This is a genomic window from Nonomuraea guangzhouensis, assembly GCF_019396345.1.
GTDB lineage: Bacteria > Actinomycetota > Actinomycetes > Streptosporangiales > Streptosporangiaceae > Nonomuraea > Nonomuraea guangzhouensis.
In genome coordinates this window covers 225,620-241,878 of the sequence record NZ_JAHKRM010000019.1, presented here as the reverse complement: position 1 = coordinate 241,878, position 16,259 = coordinate 225,620, and the positions used below count along the sequence as shown (strand labels likewise).

At 66.7% G+C, this 16,259-nt stretch carries 16 protein-coding genes; 4 read left to right on the top strand and 12 right to left on the bottom strand.

Annotation, left to right across the window (positions count from 1 at the left end):
* Positions 1-9: 9 nt before the first annotated feature.
* The gene (locus tag KME78_RS35850) at positions 10-975 is read right to left on the bottom strand and encodes a diacylglycerol/lipid kinase family protein (protein WP_219533870.1); all 966 of its coding nucleotides are present in this window, start codon (positions 973-975) and stop codon (positions 10-12) included.
* Between the two features lie 90 nt (positions 976-1,065).
* Here KME78_RS35850 and KME78_RS35845 point away from each other — a divergent pair, with 90 nt between their 5' ends.
* Positions 1,066-1,458, top strand: coding sequence for a hypothetical protein (locus tag KME78_RS35845; protein ID WP_219533869.1), 393 nt, complete (start codon positions 1,066-1,068; stop codon positions 1,456-1,458).
* On the opposite strand, the gene KME78_RS35840 is transcribed toward KME78_RS35845, so the two are convergent.
* The 3 genes from KME78_RS35840 to sodN all read right to left on the bottom strand — a co-directional run bounded on the left by KME78_RS35840 (position 1,455) and on the right by sodN (position 3,205).
* Positions 1,455-2,234, bottom strand: a complete 780-nt coding sequence (locus KME78_RS35840; RefSeq protein WP_214640149.1) for an RNA polymerase sigma factor SigF — start codon at positions 2,232-2,234, stop codon at positions 1,455-1,457. The genes KME78_RS35845 and KME78_RS35840 overlap by 4 nt on opposite strands.
* 17 nt (positions 2,235-2,251) lie before the next feature.
* Entirely contained in the window at positions 2,252-2,677 is a 426-nt protein-coding gene (locus KME78_RS35835; RefSeq protein ID WP_214640148.1) for an ATP-binding protein, read from the bottom strand.
* A 126-nt stretch (positions 2,678-2,803) separates the two neighbouring features.
* Positions 2,804-3,205: a superoxide dismutase, Ni gene (gene sodN, locus KME78_RS35830; protein WP_219533868.1), complete on the bottom strand. Its 402-nt coding sequence runs from the start codon at positions 3,203-3,205 to the stop codon at positions 2,804-2,806.
* 90 nt (positions 3,206-3,295) lie between these two features.
* Between sodN and KME78_RS35825 the strand changes: the two genes are divergently transcribed.
* Positions 3,296-3,592 carry a S24 family peptidase gene (locus KME78_RS35825; RefSeq protein WP_219533867.1) on the top strand — a complete coding sequence of 99 codons (297 nt, stop codon included), beginning with the start codon at positions 3,296-3,298 and terminating at the stop codon, positions 3,590-3,592.
* Here the strand turns inward: KME78_RS35825 and KME78_RS35820 are convergent.
* From KME78_RS35820 to KME78_RS35805, 4 genes are all read right to left on the bottom strand, one after another.
* Complete coding sequence (locus KME78_RS35820) at positions 3,562-4,005, bottom strand: CGNR zinc finger domain-containing protein (RefSeq protein ID WP_219533866.1); 444 nt, start codon at positions 4,003-4,005, stop codon at positions 3,562-3,564. The two genes, KME78_RS35825 and KME78_RS35820, sit on opposite strands and share 31 nt — an antisense overlap.
* A 114-nt stretch (positions 4,006-4,119) precedes the next feature.
* Positions 4,120-4,863, bottom strand: coding sequence for an amino acid ABC transporter ATP-binding protein (locus KME78_RS35815; RefSeq protein WP_219533865.1), 744 nt, complete (start codon positions 4,861-4,863; stop codon positions 4,120-4,122).
* On the bottom strand, positions 4,860-5,738 hold the full coding sequence (locus KME78_RS35810; RefSeq protein WP_308127261.1) for an amino acid ABC transporter permease: 879 nt from the start codon (positions 5,736-5,738) through the stop codon (positions 4,860-4,862). Before KME78_RS35810 ends, KME78_RS35815 begins: the two co-directional genes overlap by 4 nt.
* Complete coding sequence (locus KME78_RS35805; RefSeq protein WP_219533864.1) at positions 5,693-6,562, bottom strand: ABC transporter substrate-binding protein; 870 nt, start codon at positions 6,560-6,562, stop codon at positions 5,693-5,695. The genes KME78_RS35810 and KME78_RS35805 overlap by 46 nt, the downstream gene beginning before the upstream one ends.
* Positions 6,563-6,823: 261 nt before the next feature.
* On the opposite strand from KME78_RS35805, the gene KME78_RS35800 reads away from it, so the two are divergent.
* Complete coding sequence (locus tag KME78_RS35800) at positions 6,824-8,026, top strand: NAD(P)-dependent malic enzyme (RefSeq protein WP_246652629.1); 1,203 nt, start codon at positions 6,824-6,826, stop codon at positions 8,024-8,026.
* Between the two features lie 102 nt (positions 8,027-8,128).
* The gene (locus tag KME78_RS35795) at positions 8,129-9,475 is read left to right on the top strand and encodes an NsdA family TPR-like regulatory protein (RefSeq protein WP_219533862.1); all 1,347 of its coding nucleotides are present in this window, start codon (positions 8,129-8,131) and stop codon (positions 9,473-9,475) included.
* Positions 9,476-9,529: 54 nt separating this feature from the next.
* Here KME78_RS35795 and KME78_RS35790 read toward each other — a convergent pair whose 3' ends face one another.
* The 4 genes from KME78_RS35790 to KME78_RS35775 form a co-directional block, all read right to left on the bottom strand.
* Complete coding sequence (locus tag KME78_RS35790; protein WP_219533861.1) at positions 9,530-11,014, bottom strand: trypsin-like serine peptidase; 1,485 nt, start codon at positions 11,012-11,014, stop codon at positions 9,530-9,532.
* Positions 11,015-11,220: 206 nt separating this feature from the next.
* Positions 11,221-12,726: a trypsin-like serine peptidase gene (locus KME78_RS35785; RefSeq protein WP_219533860.1), complete on the bottom strand. Its 1,506-nt coding sequence runs from the start codon at positions 12,724-12,726 to the stop codon at positions 11,221-11,223.
* 433 nt (positions 12,727-13,159) lie between these two features.
* A complete protein-coding gene (locus KME78_RS35780; protein ID WP_219533859.1) occupies positions 13,160-14,668 on the bottom strand; it encodes a trypsin-like serine peptidase in 1,509 nt (502 codons plus the stop codon).
* Between the two features lie 393 nt (positions 14,669-15,061).
* Positions 15,062-16,228 carry a trypsin-like serine peptidase gene (locus KME78_RS35775; RefSeq protein WP_219533858.1) on the bottom strand — a complete coding sequence of 389 codons (1,167 nt, stop codon included), beginning with the start codon at positions 16,226-16,228 and terminating at the stop codon, positions 15,062-15,064.
* Positions 16,229-16,259 lie beyond the last annotated feature (31 nt).

Here is a 16,259-nt window from a genome sequence, read left to right as displayed (position 1 = left end):
TGTAACCAGCTAGACCAGAACTTGTAACGCGTTCGGGATAGATCGGAACGTTACCGACTCCCGTTCTCCCAGGTAGTCGCCGTCCAGCTGGAAGGCCACTGGGCGCTCCGCCGTGAGGGTGAACTCGGGCTCGTCGTGTAGCTGGACGAGGTGTCGGCCTGACGGAAGACTGTCACGCTCCGTAAGGATCTGCCGGATGACGGGAAGCATCGAGATCAGGCCCATCCGCTGGAGCCCCAGCAGGTCGAGCCCGGTTTCGAAGCCGGCCCAGGGCGTGGGGCAGACCGGCCGGTTGCCGACATAGGTCCACGGCGAGGTGTTGGAGATGATCGCCATGTAGACGCCCTTGGCGGCGGGGATGCCGGGGCCCGCCAGCGTCATCGCCGGGTGGTGCTTGTCGGTGGCGAGGTAGTGGCGCAACGCGGTGTTCACATAACGCGTCGGTGTCGCCTTCCTGCCCGAGCCGCGGAGCCCCTCGACCGCCCGGACGACTTCGGCGTCGTACCCCATCCCCGAGCAGAAGGTGAAATATCGGCTCTCGCCCTCCCACAGGGCCTGCCCCAGCCCCACGGTCCTGCGGCGGCCGTCGCGCAGCGCCTCCAGCACCGCGCCCGTGGCCTCGACCGGGTCGTTCGGCAGGCCCAGGGCGCGGGCGAACACGTTCGCGCTGCCCCCTGGGATGACGAGGAGCGCGGGCCGTCCGGAGCTGGGATCGTCCAGGTGCGCGGCGTCGTCGCCGTTGATGGCGTTGAGCAGGCCGTTCACGGCCTCGTTGATCGTCCCGTCGCCGCCGAGCACCGCCACCACGTCGTAGCCCTTGGCACGGGCGGTGCCGGCCAGCGTCGCCGCGTGCCCCCGGTATCGGGTCTGCTCCACGGTCAGCTCGACGGTGGCGCCGAGCGCGCGGATCAGCACGTCGCGCCGGCGGGCATTCGTGGTCGTCGCCTTGGGGTTGACCAGGAGCATCGCGCGCATGTCGTTCAGCGTAGCCGGTGTCCGATATCTGGCTTATCAGCCATAAGTCGGAATCAGGAGGCGGCAGGGGGCACCGATAGGGTTTGGGGCGTGAACCGACCTTGGACGCTTCTCGTCGCCGCGCTCGTCGTCGCCCTGGAGGGCCTGGTGGCGCTCGGCCTCGGCCTCTATGTCGGCGTGCAGACGTTGACCGGCGCCGCGGATGACCTCACCAGCGCGCTGGCCGAGGCGGCGTTCGGGATGCTGATCGGCGCCGGACTGCTCTGGGTCGCCTGGGGCGGCCTGCTCAAGATGGAGCGATGGGGGAGATCGCCCAGCGTGCTGGCCCAGATCTTCGTGCTCCCTGTCGCGGTCACGCTCATCCAGTCGGACGAGCCGCTCTATGGGATCCCGTTGATCGTGGTGGCCGTCGCCGGCCTCGGCACGTTGCTCGCGCCCCCCACCACCCACGCACTGTATGGCGAGGACTCTCAGAAAGATTAGTCGTCCGCCGTCAGGCCCTCGCGTAGTTGAGCCAGCGTGCGGGCCAGCAGCCGAGACACGTGCATCTGTGAGATGCCCAGCTCGGTGGCGATCTGCGACTGGGTCATGTTGCCGAAGAACCGCAGCAGCAGGATGCGCTTCTCGCGGGGTGGCAGCCGTTCGAGCAGCGGCTTGAGCGACTCACGGTATTCGACGCCTTCGAGGGACTCGTCCACGATGCCCAGCGAGTCGGACACGGCGGGCGCGTCGTCGTCGCCGGAGTCCGGCGCGTCCAGGGACACGGTGGAGTAGGCGTTGGCCGACTCCAGGCCCTCGAGCACCTCCTCCTCGGTCATCTTCAAGTAGGCGGCCAGCTCCGCGACGGTCGGCGCCCGGCCCTCACGCTGCGACAGCTCGCTGATCGCCTTGGTCAGCGACAGCTTGAGCTCCTGCAGGCGGCGCGGCACGCGCACCGCCCAGCCCTTGTCGCGGAAGTGGCGCTTGATCTCGCCGACGATCGTGGGCGTGGCGTAGGTGGAGAACTCCACGCCGCGGTTGAGGTCGAAGCGGTCGATCGACTTGATCAGCCCGATGGTGGCGACCTGAGTGAGGTCGTCGAGCCACTCGCCGCGGTTGCGGAAGCGGCGGGCCAGGTATTCGACCAGCGGAAGGTGAAGCTCGACCAGCTCGTCCCTGATGCGCTGCCGACGCGGCTCATCGGGACCCAGCTCGGCCAGCTCGGCGAAGAGGATGCGGGCGCGCACCCTGTCGGGCACGGCGTGGTCGCTGGTGGCCATGGCTCCAGTCCTTTCCGTCACGCCGGCCTCGCCGTGCCTCGGCGCTTACGCAGGACGATCGCCATGCGATCGGGAGAGTCGATCACCGCTTCCACATCGTCTGCCAGGGCGGTCAGTACCATCCAGGCGAAGTCGTCCCTCTTGGGCGCGGAGCTGCCGACCGTCGCCACCTCGACGCGGACCTGCATCTCCTGTCCGGTCAGCTCGAATTCGGCGGTCAGGTCGGTCCCGGGCACAGCCTCACTCAGCAGCATCGCGCACGCTTCGTCGACCGCGATCCGCAGATCCTCGATCTCGTCCAGCGTGAAGTCGAGCCGTGCGGCCAGCCCGGCGGTGGCCGTACGCAGCACAGACAGGTAGGCACTCGCGGCGGGGAGCCTGATGCTCACCACGTCACGGATGCCGGCCACGCCCTCAGCCCGCGTCTCGGTTTCCTCGGTCACGTTCCTCCTCGCGTTATGACGCTGACTGCAACTTACCGCCCCTGGGAGGTGGTTGGCGGATTCAGACTCGCCATCGACGGAAAAGGCTCTGCGCGGAAGGTCGCCGCACAGAGCCTTTGTGCCGGTTTAGGCGGCCTTGGTCTCCCAGAAGATCTTCGAGATCTCGTCAATCTTGCCGAGCAGGTCCTCGGCCTTGGCCACCTCGACCGTGCCCTTGCCGCCCGCCGCGCCGGCCAGCTTCGTGGCCTCCCAGAAGAGCTGGTGGAGCTGGGGGTACTGCTCCAGGTGCGGGGGCTTGAAGTAGTCGGTCCAGAGCACCCAGAGGTGGTGCTTCACGAGCTCGGCCCGCTCCTCCTTGATGGAGAGCGCGCGGGCACGGAAGATCGGGTCCTCGTTGGCCGCGTACTTCTCCATGATGGCCTTGACCGACTCCGCCTCGATCCGGGCCTGCGCGGGGTCGTACACCCCACAGGGCAGGTCGCAGTGTGCAGAAGCGACATGCTTGGGTCGTAGCAGTCGTGCGAGCATCAGAAAGTCCTTCCTTGATGCTGAATCAGCTTGGTCCACCTACCGACCTTACTCGGGTCCAAACGCCCGCGGAGGAGAGGGTCACAGCCCATGAGAGTGCGTGTCGAGGGGGATTCGATGCGTCCCGCTCTGGTAGATGGAGACTGGCTTCTCGTACGCCGAGGCGCCCCGGTCCATCCCGGTGACCTCGTCGTGGCGCGGCTCCCCGGCGAGCCCGATCGGCTGATCGTCAAGCGGGCCCAATGGCATGGCGATGAGGGCTGGTGGCTGGAGAGCGACAACCAGCGGGCCAGCGGGCGCCGCGACAGCTGGGACTTCGGCCCGGTGAGCGACATCGTGGGCCGGGTGGTGCTGCGTTACTGGCCGCTCCTGAGGCGGGCGCGGTAGGCGGCCACGTTGGCCCTGCTGGCGCACCGGGCGGAACAGTAGCGGCGCGAGCGGTTGGAGGAGGTGTCGAGGAAGGCCCGCAGGCAGCGCGGCTCCTGGCAGCGGCCGAGCCGGTCGGCGCCCAGCTCGGCGACGACCGCGGCCAGGCCCATCACGGCGCCGGCGGCGGCGTCATCGGTGCCGTCGGCGCTCACAGCCAGGTGGAGGTGCCAGCGCTGCCCGTCGTGGCCCGACAGCTGCGGGCGCACCGGATGGCGGACGAGCAGCGCGTTCAGCCGCGCCACGACGGCTTCCTCGTCACCGGTCCCGTCGAAGACGGCCGCCAGTTCGTCGCGCAGCCCTGTGAGCTCGGGTGGCGGGTGCGGATCGTTGACCAACCGGACCGCCCACTCGGCGTAAGAGGTGAGGTCCATGCCGGAGTATTACACGAGCGGCGGGGCGCCCGGAGACCGGACACCCCGCCGTGCTCGGCGCTCACGCGCCGGGCGACCTTGGACGCCTCGCCCGCGTCGGCCGCCTGGTGGCGGTCAGCCCTCGGGGTGCAGGACGCGCCTGAGGAAGGAGCGGGTGCGTTCCTGCTGCGGGTCGCCGACCACCTGGGCGGGCGTCCCGTCCTCGACGATCACCCCGCCGTCCATGAACACCACACGGTCGGCCACCTCGCGGGCGAAGCCCATCTCGTGGGTGACCACCAGCATGGTCATGCCCTCCTCCGCCAGCTTGCGCATGACGGCGAGCACGTCGCCGACCAGTTCGGGGTCGAGCGCCGAGGTGGGCTCGTCGAAGAGCATCAGGGCCGGGTTCATGGCCAGGGCCCTGGCGATGGCCACCCGCTGCTGCTGCCCACCGGAGAGCTTGCCGGGATATTCGTGGCACTTGTCGGCGACGCCGACCTTGTCCAGGTTCTCCCTGGCGACGATCTCGGCCTCCGCCTTGCTCCGGTTCAGCACCCGCTGCTGGGCGATCATCACGTTCTGCAGCGCGGTCAGGTGCGGGAAGAGGTTGAACTGCTGGAACACCATGCCGACCTGCCGCCGGGTGGCGTCGATGTCGGCGTCGGGATGGGTCAGCTCGCGGCCGTTGACGAACACCTTGCCCTTGGTGGGCGTCTCCAGCAGGTTCACGCAGCGCAGCAGCGTCGACTTGCCCGACCCTGACGGGCCGATGACGCAGACCACCTGGCCGGGCTCGACGGTGAAGTCGATGCCCTTGAGCACCTCGTTGTCGCCGAAGTACTTGTGCAGGTCCCTGATCTCTACGGCGTGGGTCACCGTTTCCTCCCCTGGCGCGCTTCGAGGCGGCGTACGACGAACCCGAGCGGGATCGTGATCAGCAGGTAGGTGGCCCCCGCCACGATCAGCGGCGTGCTGTTGGCCTGGTCGATCGTGGTGTCGGAGCCGAACTTGGTCAGCTCGGTGGTCGCCGCCGTCACGCCCAGCGTGAAGACCAGCGAGGAGTCCTTGAACAGCAGGATCAGCTCGTTGGTGAGCGGCGGGATCACGATCCTGATGGCCTGCGGCAGGATGATCGAGAGCATCGCCCGGCCCGGCTTCATGCCGAGCGACCTGGCCGCCTCCATCTGCCCCTTGGGCACCGCCTGGATGCCCGCCCGGAACGACTCGGCCATGTAGGCGGCGGCCACCAGGCCCAGCGCGAGCGCCACCGTGCCGTAGACGTCTCCGGGGAGCTTGAACCCGGGGAACGCGATCGGCAGACCGAACCCGAGCAGCAGGAAGATGATCAGCGCGGGCAGGCCGCGGAAGACCTCGATGTAGACGAGGGCGACCACCCGGTACGGCGTCACGGAGGACAACCGCATCAGCGCCAGCACGAGACCGAGCAGGAAGCCGATCACATAGCCGGCCACGGTGAAGATCAGCGTGTTCTTCAGCGCGACCGTGAACAGCGTGGGGAACATCCCCGCCGCGACCTTGCCGTTCAGGAAGTTCTCGAAGATCTTCGGCCAGTCCGCGAGCAGGATCACCCCGACGAGGACGAGCACGAAGACGGCGTACTGGATACCGAGACTGATCCTGCGGCGCTGGCGGGGGCTGAGCCCGCTGCGAGCGGGCTCAGCGGTGGTCGGCGTGGTCGTCATGATCAGGAGGTGGGCGTCGGTGTCGTGACGGGCGCGGCGCCCATCCACTGCTGGTACTCCTTGGACCAGGTGCCGTCCTTGATGGCCTCGGACAGCGACTCGTTGATGATCTTGAGCAGCGCGGCGTTGCCCTTCTTGACGGCGAAGCCGTACTGCGCGTGGGTCGGCACCTGGCCGGACAGCTCATAGGCCGAGGAGACGGCCGGCTTCTTCATCCAGTCGACGACGACCGGCAGGTCCTGGATGACCATGTCGACCTGGCCGGACTGCAGCGCGAGCAGCAGCTTGCCGGAGTCCTTGAACTCCTTGGCCTCGATGCCCGCGCTCTTGGCCAGCGTGAGGCTGGTCGTACCGGCCTGCACGCCGACGCTCAGGTTCTTGGACTTGGCGGCCTCGAGCGTGGGCACGCCCGCGCCCTTCTTGGTCACCAGGCCGAGCACCTCGTCGAAGTACGGGCTGGAGAAGTCGAGATGCTGCTTGCGGTCTTCGGTGATCGTCATACCGGCCGCGGCGACGTCGCACTTGCCGGCGCTGAGCGCGGCACCACCCTTGATCGAGTCGAAGTCGATGTCCACGATGTCCTGCGTGACGCCCAGCTTCTTGGCGACCAGGTCGATCATGTCCACGTCGAACCCGACGACCTTGCCGCTGGCGTCCTTGGCCTGGAACGGCGGGTACGGCAGGTTGGTGCAGGTGGTCAGCTTGCCGGGGGAGACCAGCGTGACTCCGCCCGCCGCCGTGGCGGGTGCGGAGGACGTGGCACCGGTGGTGCCCGTCTGAGTGGAGCTGCCGCAGGCGGACAGTGCCAAGGCGGCGGTCAGAGCGAGCGCGCCAGTGGCATAGCCACGGCGCGTTCTGGGCCAGAGGGCCATGAGTGGGCCTCCTCAAGTGATATGTAAGGAAAGTTGGTTTTTGTGCAGTTTAAGTGGGTTTTTGCTGCAGACCGTCATCCGACAATTAACAATGCGTCAACAGAACGGAGTCGGTCTCGAGACGGACCTGATCTCACCATGTGGCACTATGGAGCCACGGGTGACCCCCGTAACCCCTCGCACGAGACGATCGAAGAGGGGATCCTGGCGGCTACCGAAGCCAGGCCTCTCGCGCCGTCTGCCGAAGGTCTCATCCGTCCGATGACTACTGGGGTCGCTGTGACTACCACACCCACTTCCGTCGAATCCCTCGATCTCGATCCCGCCTTCGCATTGCACCGCGGAGGCAAACTCGAGGTCCGATCCACCATTCCGGTCCGTAACGCCGACGACCTTTCCCTTGCCTACACCCCCGGGGTCGCCCGCGTCTGCACCGCGATCGCCGACACGCCGTCACTCGTCAATGACTACACCTGGGTGTCCAACGTGGTCGCCGTCGTCTCCGACGGCACGGCCGTGCTCGGCCTCGGCGACATCGGCCCTGCCGCGGCCATGCCCGTGATGGAGGGCAAGGCGCTGCTGTTCAAGGAGTTCGGGGGCGTCGACGCCGTCCCGATCTGCCTCGACTGCACCGACGTCGACGCCCTGGTCGAGACCGTCGTGCGGCTGGCGCCCTCGTTCGGCGGCATCAACCTCGAGGACATCAGCGCGCCCCGCTGCTTCGAGGTCGAAGACCGGCTGCGCGCCCTGCTCGACATCCCCGTCTTCCACGACGACCAGCACGGCACCGCCATCGTGGCCCTCGCCGCGCTGACCAACGCGGCCCGGCTGACCGGACGCTCCCTGGGCGACCTGCGTGCCGTGGTGGCCGGCGCCGGCGCGTCCGGGGTCGCGGTCACCAGGATCCTCCTGGAGGCCGGCATCGGTGACATCGCGGTCGCCGACTCCAAGGGCATGCTCTACAGCGGCAGGGAAGGGCTCAACCCGGTCAAGGACGCCCTGGCCCGCGACACCAACAAGGCGGGTCACAAGGGCTCGACCGAGGAGGCCCTGGCGGGCGCCGACGTCTTCCTCGGCCTGTCCGGCTCGACCGTGCCGGAGGCGGCCATCGCCTCGATGGCCGCGGACTCGATCGTGTTCGCCCTGTCCAACCCCACCCCCGAAGTGCATCCCGAGGTGGCCGCCAAGCACGCCAGGGTGGTCGCGACCGGCCGCTCCGACTTCCCCAACCAGATCAACAACGTGCTGGCCTTCCCCGGCGTCTTCCGCGGCGCGCTCGACGTCCGGGCCACCACGATCACCGAGAACATGAAGGTCGCGGCGGCCGCCGCGCTCGCCGGGGTGGTGGGCGACGACATCACGGCCGAGTACGTCATCCCCAGCCCGTTCGACAAGCGCGTGGCGCCCGCGGTGACCGCCGCCGTGGCCGCCCAGGCCCGCGCCGACGGGGTCGCCCGTCTGTAGTCCCTCGGCCCCCTTGGGAAATCGCCAATCTTTCTTTACTCTCCGTGCTATAAAGAGGGCTCTCTGTAAGGAAGCGGGCTTCCGGTTGCCGCGAGGAGAGCGATGGAACGCGAGCCCAATCGACTGCTACAGCAGCTGATCGCGGAGGCGGGCTTCTCCCACAAGGGGCTGGCCAGGTGCCTCAACGACCTGGGAGCCGCGCGCGGCGCCCCCGGCCTGAAGTACGACCACAGCTCCGTGCTGCGCTGGATAGGCGGTCAGCGGCCTCGGGACCCTGTGCCGTGCCTCCTTACCGAGATTTTCGCGCTACGGCTCGGCAGGCCTTTCTCCCCTGTGGAGGTGGGCATGCCGGCCATCGTCTCGCCCCTTGATCTCGGGCAGGAGTTCACGCACACGTGGAAGGAAGGGGTCGCGACCGTGACGGCGCTGTGGCGGGCCGATATGGAGAGACGGCGATTCCTGATCGATTCGACTTTCGCGATAGGTGCGGGCTCGGTAGGGGCCGTCCGCTGGCTGACGTCCCCGCCGGAGGAACACCCCGGCGGCGCCGGCTCGCGCCGGGTCGGCCGGGCCGACATCACCGCGATCCATGAGGTCACCCGCTCCTTCGGTGAGCTCGACAACCGGTTCGGCAGCGGACGCGTCCGCGCGTCCGTCATCAAATACCTCGACACCGCGGTCTCGCCGCTGCTCAAAGAGGGCACCTACGGGGAGGCCACCGGCAGGCAGCTGGCCGCGGCCGCCGCGGAGCTGACCCGCCTGGCCGGGTGGATGGCCTACGACCTGGAGCAGCACGGCCTGGCCCAGCGTTACCTGATCCAGGCACTGCGCCTGGCCAGAGGGGCCGACGACCACGCGCTGGGCGGCGAGATCCTGGCCGGCATGGCGCACCAGGCCAGCTACATGGGCCAGCACGCCCACGCGCTCGACCTGGCCAGAGCCGCCCAGCTGTCGGCCCGCCGAGCGGGCGTCCACACCCTCCTGTGCTCGAGCCTGGTGCAGGAGGCGCACGCCCACGCGGGCCTCGGTGACGCCCGCTCCTGCGGCAAGGCGCTGCACGCCGCCGAGGTCGCCTTCGACACGCGGGCACCCGGCGACGAGCCGGCCTGGCTGAGCTACTTCGACGAGGCGTATCTGTCGGCCAAGTTCGCCCACTGCTTCCGCGACCTGGGGGAGGGGGAGCGGGTGGTCCGGCAGGCGCGTCGCTCGCTCGACATGGACGGTCGCTACGTGCGGGGGCGGATGTTCAACCTGTCGCTCCTGGCGGCCGGGCTGCTGCAGTGCGGGGAGCTCGAGGAGGCGTGCCAGGTGGCGGGGACCGCGCTCAAGCTGGCGGGTGAGCTCCAGTCGGCTCGTTCTCGCTCGTACGCGGCCGATCTGCGCAGGAGGCTGGAGCCGTACAAGAGCGAGCCCGCCGTGCGGGCGCTGCGCGAGCTGTCGGCCGTCTAGGCCGCACGCCGCGGGCCCGTCTCCAGAGACGGGCCCGCGACGTTGTCCTTATTACTACTGCATCATCTCGCCGTTGGGGCCGACGATCGACTTGGTCGCCGCGTACTGGGCCTTGTTGTAGACGTCAGCGGTCTCGCCGTCGAAGTAGGCGGAGCTGATGAAGTCGATCCGGCCGTTGCCGTCCTGGTCGTGGAACATGCTCGTCACGCCGTTGACGTAGCCGGTGCGCTTGTTGTTGTCGTACTTCATCAGCCAGGGGGCGCCGTCGGCGCCGGGGGTCATCGAGCACTTCAGCACCTGGTGCGTCTCGACCTTGAACGTGTTGACCTGGTAGGTCTTCGTACCGGTCTTGCCGCTGCACCACTTGGGCGTCACACCGGTGAAGGCCTTGTCGCCGTCGGGGTGCGGGGCGCTGGGGTAGCCGAAGGCGGTGACGTTCTGGCCCATGGGCTGGTTCCAGGCGACGCCCTGGCCGCCGACGGCGTCACCGAGCCGGCCCAGGTCCTTGGCGATGCCGATGACGTACTCGGCCATGTAGTACTTGCGCGACAATCCTGGCTTGACCCACTTTTGCGTGTAGTAGTGGGTGATGAGGTAGTTGCCGGACTTGTCGATGGTCTTCTTGCCGGGGCCCTTGTAGGCGGTGTACTCCGGCAGGGTGACGGGCACGGTCTCGGGCTCGCCGAGCTTGAAGCCGTTGCCCTTGCCGGTCTTGGCGTCCGTGTACTCCTTCTCGCTCGCCTCGACCTTCTCCAGGACCGCGCCGGGGAAGTCGGGACCCACCTTGTCGGCCGGGGTGTCGGCGCCCTCGGACCAGCAGTGGCCGAGGGTGAGCACGCACTTGGCGTACTCGGCCGGGCTGATCTCAACCGGCTTGACCCACTTGTCGCCCCGCCACGCCTGGAACTCCTTGAACGACACCTTCTTGTCGTTGGGGAGCGCGAAGCCGTTGTGCACGGCCACGAACGCGAAGTCGCCGTCGTAGTCGTCGTAGGTGTCGAGGTCGTAGCTGGTGAAGGCGTAGGCGCCCGCGTACACGCCGAACGGCGCCTTGCCCTGGTAGTAGCCGGGGACGAACACCCACTTGGCGAAGACGTCCTTGCCGCGCTCGTAGACGCAGTGGCCCGCGGTGGCGATCAGGTTGCGGTTCCTGGACTGGACGGACGTCGCCGAGCACCAGCGGTAGTTGCCGGCGCTGTCGAGGAAGAAGACCTTGCCGATGGACCTGGGCAGGTTCACCGCCGTGGACTTGGCCACGGGGGGCGTCGTGCCGGTGGGGGAGGCCGAGCCCGGCTTGCCGTCGGGCGTCTTGGCCTGGGTGGAGACCAGCTTCTGAACGTCCTTGGCATCGACGTTGTACTGCGTGGCCTTCTTGAGCGCGGCACCGTTGGCGTCGAGCCAGAAGTAGGCGTTGCTATAGGCCTCGGCCGCCTTGGGAGCGAGCGGGTCCTGGACCCAGTCGGGGGCGGCGTTGGCGGGGAGGGTGAGGGCGGCGGCGCTCAGGCTGGCGGCGGTCAGGGGGACGAGCAGGCGCTTCACTGAAGATCTCCACAACGTTAACAAGCGAGGTGTAAAGACCCTATCGACCCTCTGGTCACTCTGGTAACAGATTGTGCTGGAATGTTACGGAAGATGCTGGAGGCCCAGGTCAGACCCCGGAAAAGGCCGAAGGGCCCGGCAGGATGCCGGGCCCTTCGGTAAAGCTGGTGAACGACGACCTAAGTCTTCGTTCGATCCGCAGTGAACTACGGGATGAGCTTGCCGGACCACGAGGCCGCAGCGGCCTTGTAGATCGCAGCGGTCTCACCGTCGAAGATCGGCGAGGTGATCGTGTCGTAGCGCTTGTTGCCATCGACGTCCACGATGAGGCTGGTGACGCCGGTGACGTAGCCAAGACGCTTCGCGTTGCTGTAGTTCGCCAGCCACGGTCCACCGTCGTAACCGGCGGTGACGGCGCACTTCAGCGACTGCTGCTCCTCGACCTTGCGGGCCGGGATCTTGACGACCTTGCTGGCGGTCTTGCCGTAGCACCACTTCGGCGTAACACCGGTGTAGGGCTTGGAACCGTCCGGGTTGGGGCCGTAGGGGTACCCGAAGGTACGAACGACCTTGCCCGCAGCCTGGTTCCACGCGACACCCTGGCCACCGACGTTGTCACCGAGGCGACCGACGTCCTTGACAGCGTGACCGACAACGAAGAACTCGGTGCGGAAGTACTCGACCTTGGCCGACTTCTTCACCCAGTACCGGAGACGGTAGTGGGTGATGGTGAAGTTGCCCTTTTCGTCGATCTTGCGGTAGCCCGGGCCGGTGTACGCCTTGTACTGCGACTCCGTGACCTGCTCGGTGGAGATCCAGGGAGACTTGCCGCCGTTCACGTTGCCCGTGGGCGCGGCGTCGTACTGCTCCTTGGTGACTTCCTTGAGCACCTTGACGGAGTCAGGGTGGTCAGGGCCAGCCAGGTCCTCGATCTTCGTGACCTTGGCCCAGCAGTCGGAGGTCTCTCCGCCGTTGAGGTCCTTGCACTTCAGGTAGTCAGCCTGGCTGATCGCCACGTCCTTGGTGTACTTCTCACCCTGGTACGCGTCGTACTCAGCCTTGTTGACCTGCTTCGACGAGTTCAGCGTGCCGCCGATGCCGTTGTACACGGTGGCGAACGCGTAGTCGCGGTCGAAGTCCTCGTACACGTCGAAGTCGTAGTGGGTGAAGGCCTGCTTGCCCACGTACAAGCCGTAAGGCGTCTTGCCCTGGTAGTAACCGGGGACGAAGACCCAGCGCGAAACGACCTCGTCGTTGCCGGCGATGTCGTAGACGCAGTGGCCGGCCGTGGCCACCAGGTTACGGTACTGCGACTGGACCGAGGTGCCCGAGCAGTAGTACAGCTTGCCGTCGCGGCCCTCGAAGAAGACCTTGCCGATGGTCCTCGGCAGGTTGACGTTCTGGGACTTGACGGCGACCTTCTTCTCCTCGCCGATCGGCACGGAGGAGCCGGGCTTGGTGTCGGCGCTATAGCCGCCACCACGGGAGATCTTCTCAACCTCGAGCGAGTCGGGGTTGAAGGCCACAGCCTGCTTGAGGGCCGCGTTGTTGGACTTGGTCCAGAAGTCCAGCGTCTCAGCAGCCTGGGCGGCGGTCTTCGCGAGCGGGTCGCTCGCGACGTCGCCAGCGGCCTGAGCGGTGCCGGCGAGGCCGGCAGCCAGCAGACCGGTGGCCAGAATGGCGCCACCGGCGGGGAGGAGGATGCGCTTCAAGGTAACTCCTTGCGCTGTCGTGGGGAGCTTCTTGCGCCCCATGCGTCAGTAAAGGGATAGCCAGGAACATACAGTGTGGATCTTGAACTCGGGTAGCTGCTTTGACGGGAAAAAGGGCGCTAAGTCGGGCGTGATCGTTCCGTGATGTTTAAACGGCGATAGAGGATGACTTGCCGGAAGTGCCGGATGACATCGTTTCCGCAGATCAACATAAGGAAGTTGTCAGTGTTGCTGCGGTGGCGAGAGTGCCGCCCCCTCGGCGGCCGTTCGCCTGATGTGACGCAGATCACACCGACTTGATGGCACCGTCTGGACGCCCCATGCGTCAAAACGCCCTTCAGATTTGCCCGAGAACGCCGAAGGGCCCGGCGATGCCGGGCCCTTCGCGAGTTACCGCTGTGCGCACCGTCCTGGAACGGTCGCGGTGCGTTACTTAGAGGATCTTGCCGGACCACACGTTCGCCGCGGACTTGTACACCGCAGCGGTCTCACCGTCGAAGTACGGCGAGGAGATGTAGTCGACACGCTTGTTGCCGTCCTGGTCGTTGAAGGTGCTGGTGACACCGTTCACGTAGCCGAGACGCTTGCTGTTGCTGTAGTTGAGCAGCCAAGGACCACCGTCGGCGCCCTCGGTCATCGCGCACTTGAGCGCGACGTGCTCTTCGATCTTCTTGGCAGCCGAGCCGACGACCTTCTTGCTGGTCTTGCCGTAGCACCACTTGGGCGTGATGCCCGTGTAGTTCTTGTGGCCGTCGGGGTGCGGGGCGGCCGGGTAGCCGAACACGCGGACGTACTTGCCCGTGGGCTGGTTCCAGGACACGCCCTGGCCGCCGACGACGTCACCGAGGCGACCGACGTCCTTGGCAGCGCCTTCGACGATGTAGAAGACAGTCTTGTAGTAGCCCTTGATGTCTGTCTTCTTCACCCAGTTCTTGACGAAGTAGTGGGTGATCGTGAAGTTGCCCTTTTCGTCAATCTTCCGGTAGCCCGGGCCCTTGTAGGCCTCGTACTCGGACTTGGTGACGTTCTCCGTCTTGGTGGCGGCGGGCGCCTTGGTGCCATTGGCCTTGCCAGTGGCAGCAGCGTCGTACTGCTCCTTGGTGACCTCGGTCAGGGCCTTGATGGCGCCGGCGTAGTCCGGGCCCACGACGTCGATCTTGCTGTCCGTCTTGGCCCAGCAGTCAGGCGTCTCGCCGCCGTTGAGGTCCTTGCACTTCTGGTACTCGGCCTGGGTGATCGGCACGTCCTTGGCATCCTTGATGCCCTGGTACTTGTCGAACTCGGCCTTGGAGACCTGCTTGGCGGTACCGCCACCGAGCTGGATGCCGTTGTACACGGTCACGAACGCGTAGTCGCGGTCGTAGTCCTCGTACACGTCGAAGTCGTAGTGGGTGAAGGCCTGCTTACCCACGTAGATCCCGAACGGCGTCTTGCCCTGGTAGTAGCCGGGCACGAAGACCCACTTGGACATGACGTCCGAGTTGGTCGCGGTGTCGTAGACGCAGTGACCGGCCGTGGCGACCAGGTTGCGGTACTTCGACTGGACCGAAGTGGCCGAGCACCACTTCTTCTCGCCCTTGCTGTTGACGAAGAACACCTTGCCGATGGTCTTCGGCAGGTTCACGTTCTGAACCTTGACGGTGGTCTTCTTCTCCTGGCCGATCGGCACGGAGGATCCGGGCTTGCTGTCCGCGCTGTAGCCACCCTTGCTCTGCAGCTTGGTGACGTCGCCGGCGTCCCAGACGTTGGACTCCTTCGCCGCCTTGAGGGCGGCGTTGTTGGTGGCCGACCAGAAGTCCGCGATGGCCTTCGCGTCAGCGGCGCTCTTCGCCATCGGGTCGGAGGCTACGTCACTGGCGGCCGTGGCCGTACCGGCGAGGCCGGCGGCCAGAAGACCGGTAGCCAGGATGGCGCCACCGGCGGGGATGAGGATGCGCTTCAAGGGAACTGCTCCTTGCTCTGTCGTGGGACACAACATGCGTCCCATGCGTCAGTAAAGGGATAGCAAGGAACATAGCGTGGTGATCTCCGCAGGTAAAAGCCGTTCTGCCCCATCTGGAAGCCACCCTTACCGTCGTGACCTTTCCGTTATCAGTCAGAGATCTTAGCGGAGGGTGATCGAATTGCCACGTTTTCGCTGGGTATGAAGGGGGCATGGCGGAAGGGTCGTAAGGGGTGCGACACGCTTCGTGGCGGCGCCAATGTGACTCAGATCACAGGAACCAGATTGGCGCGAGCTCCGTCTAATACTCCCGAATCCGCCGTAATGATCTTGGAAAAGCACGAAAAAGGGGCCCAGCCGAACCCGGCTGGGCCCCTTTTGGGGTGACGAGTGTTACTTGTAGAGCTCGCCGTTCGGACCGACGATCTTGCCGGACCACACGTTCTTGGCCGAGTTGTACACCGCGGCCGTCTCACCGTCGAAGTACGGCGAGGTGATGTAGTCGATGCGGTCGTTGCCGTCCTGGTCGGCGAACGTGCTGGTCACGCCGTTGACGTAGCCCAGACGCTTGCCGTTGCTGTAGTTGGACAGCCAGGGGCCGCCGTCGAAGCCGGGCGTTACGGCGCACTTGAGGCCGATGTGCTCTTCGATCTTGAGCCACGGTGCGCCCACGGCCTTGGCGGTGGTCTTGTTGTAGCACCACTTGGGCGTCACGCCGCTGTAGGGCTTGTTGCCGTCGGGGTGCGGGCCCGCGGGGTAGCCGAAGGCGCGGACGGGCTTGCCGGTGGGCTGGTTCCAGGCCACGCCCTGGCCGCCGACGACGTCACCGAGCCGGCCGGCGTCCTTGGACAGCAGGATGTAGTAGCGCCCGCCCCAGTTCCGCTTCGGACCGACGAAGCGGTCGTAGTCCTTGCGGTCCACCTGCTTCACACCGTTGAAGGAGATGCCGTTGTACACGGTCACGAACGCGTAGTCGCGGTCGTAGTCCTCGTAGGTGTCGAAGTCGTAGTGGGTGAAGGCCTGCTTGCCCACGAAGATGCCGAACGGCGCCTTGCCTTCGTAGTAGGCGGGCACGAAGACCCAGTTGTTCAGCAGGTCCTTGTTGCTGTCGGTGTCGTAGACGCAGTGGCCGGCGGTGGCGACCAGGTTGCGGTAGTTCGACTGGATGGACGTGGCCGAGCAGTAGCGGAACTTGCCCTGGCCGTCGACGAAGAAGACCTTGCCGAGGGTTTTGGGCATGTTCACGTTCTGAACCTTGCCCGGGGCCTTCTTCTCCTCCCCGATGGGAGTGGCGCTTCCCGGATTGCCGTCAGGGCTGTAGCCGCCCTTCGAGACGACCTTCCTGACCTCTTTGGCGTCCCAGGTGTAGGCGGTGGCGGAGCGGAGGGCGGCGAAGTTGGACGCGGCCCAGAAGGACGCGACCGAGGAGGCCTGCTGTGTCGTACGGGCCATGGGGTCGGTGGCGACGTCGCCCTGTGCCTGAGCGGTGCCTGCCAGGCCGGCGGCCAGGAGGCCGGTCGCCAGAACGGCGCCACCGGCCGGGAGAAGGATGCGCTTCAAGGTAAAACTCCAGACGCGGGGCGCCTCGTGC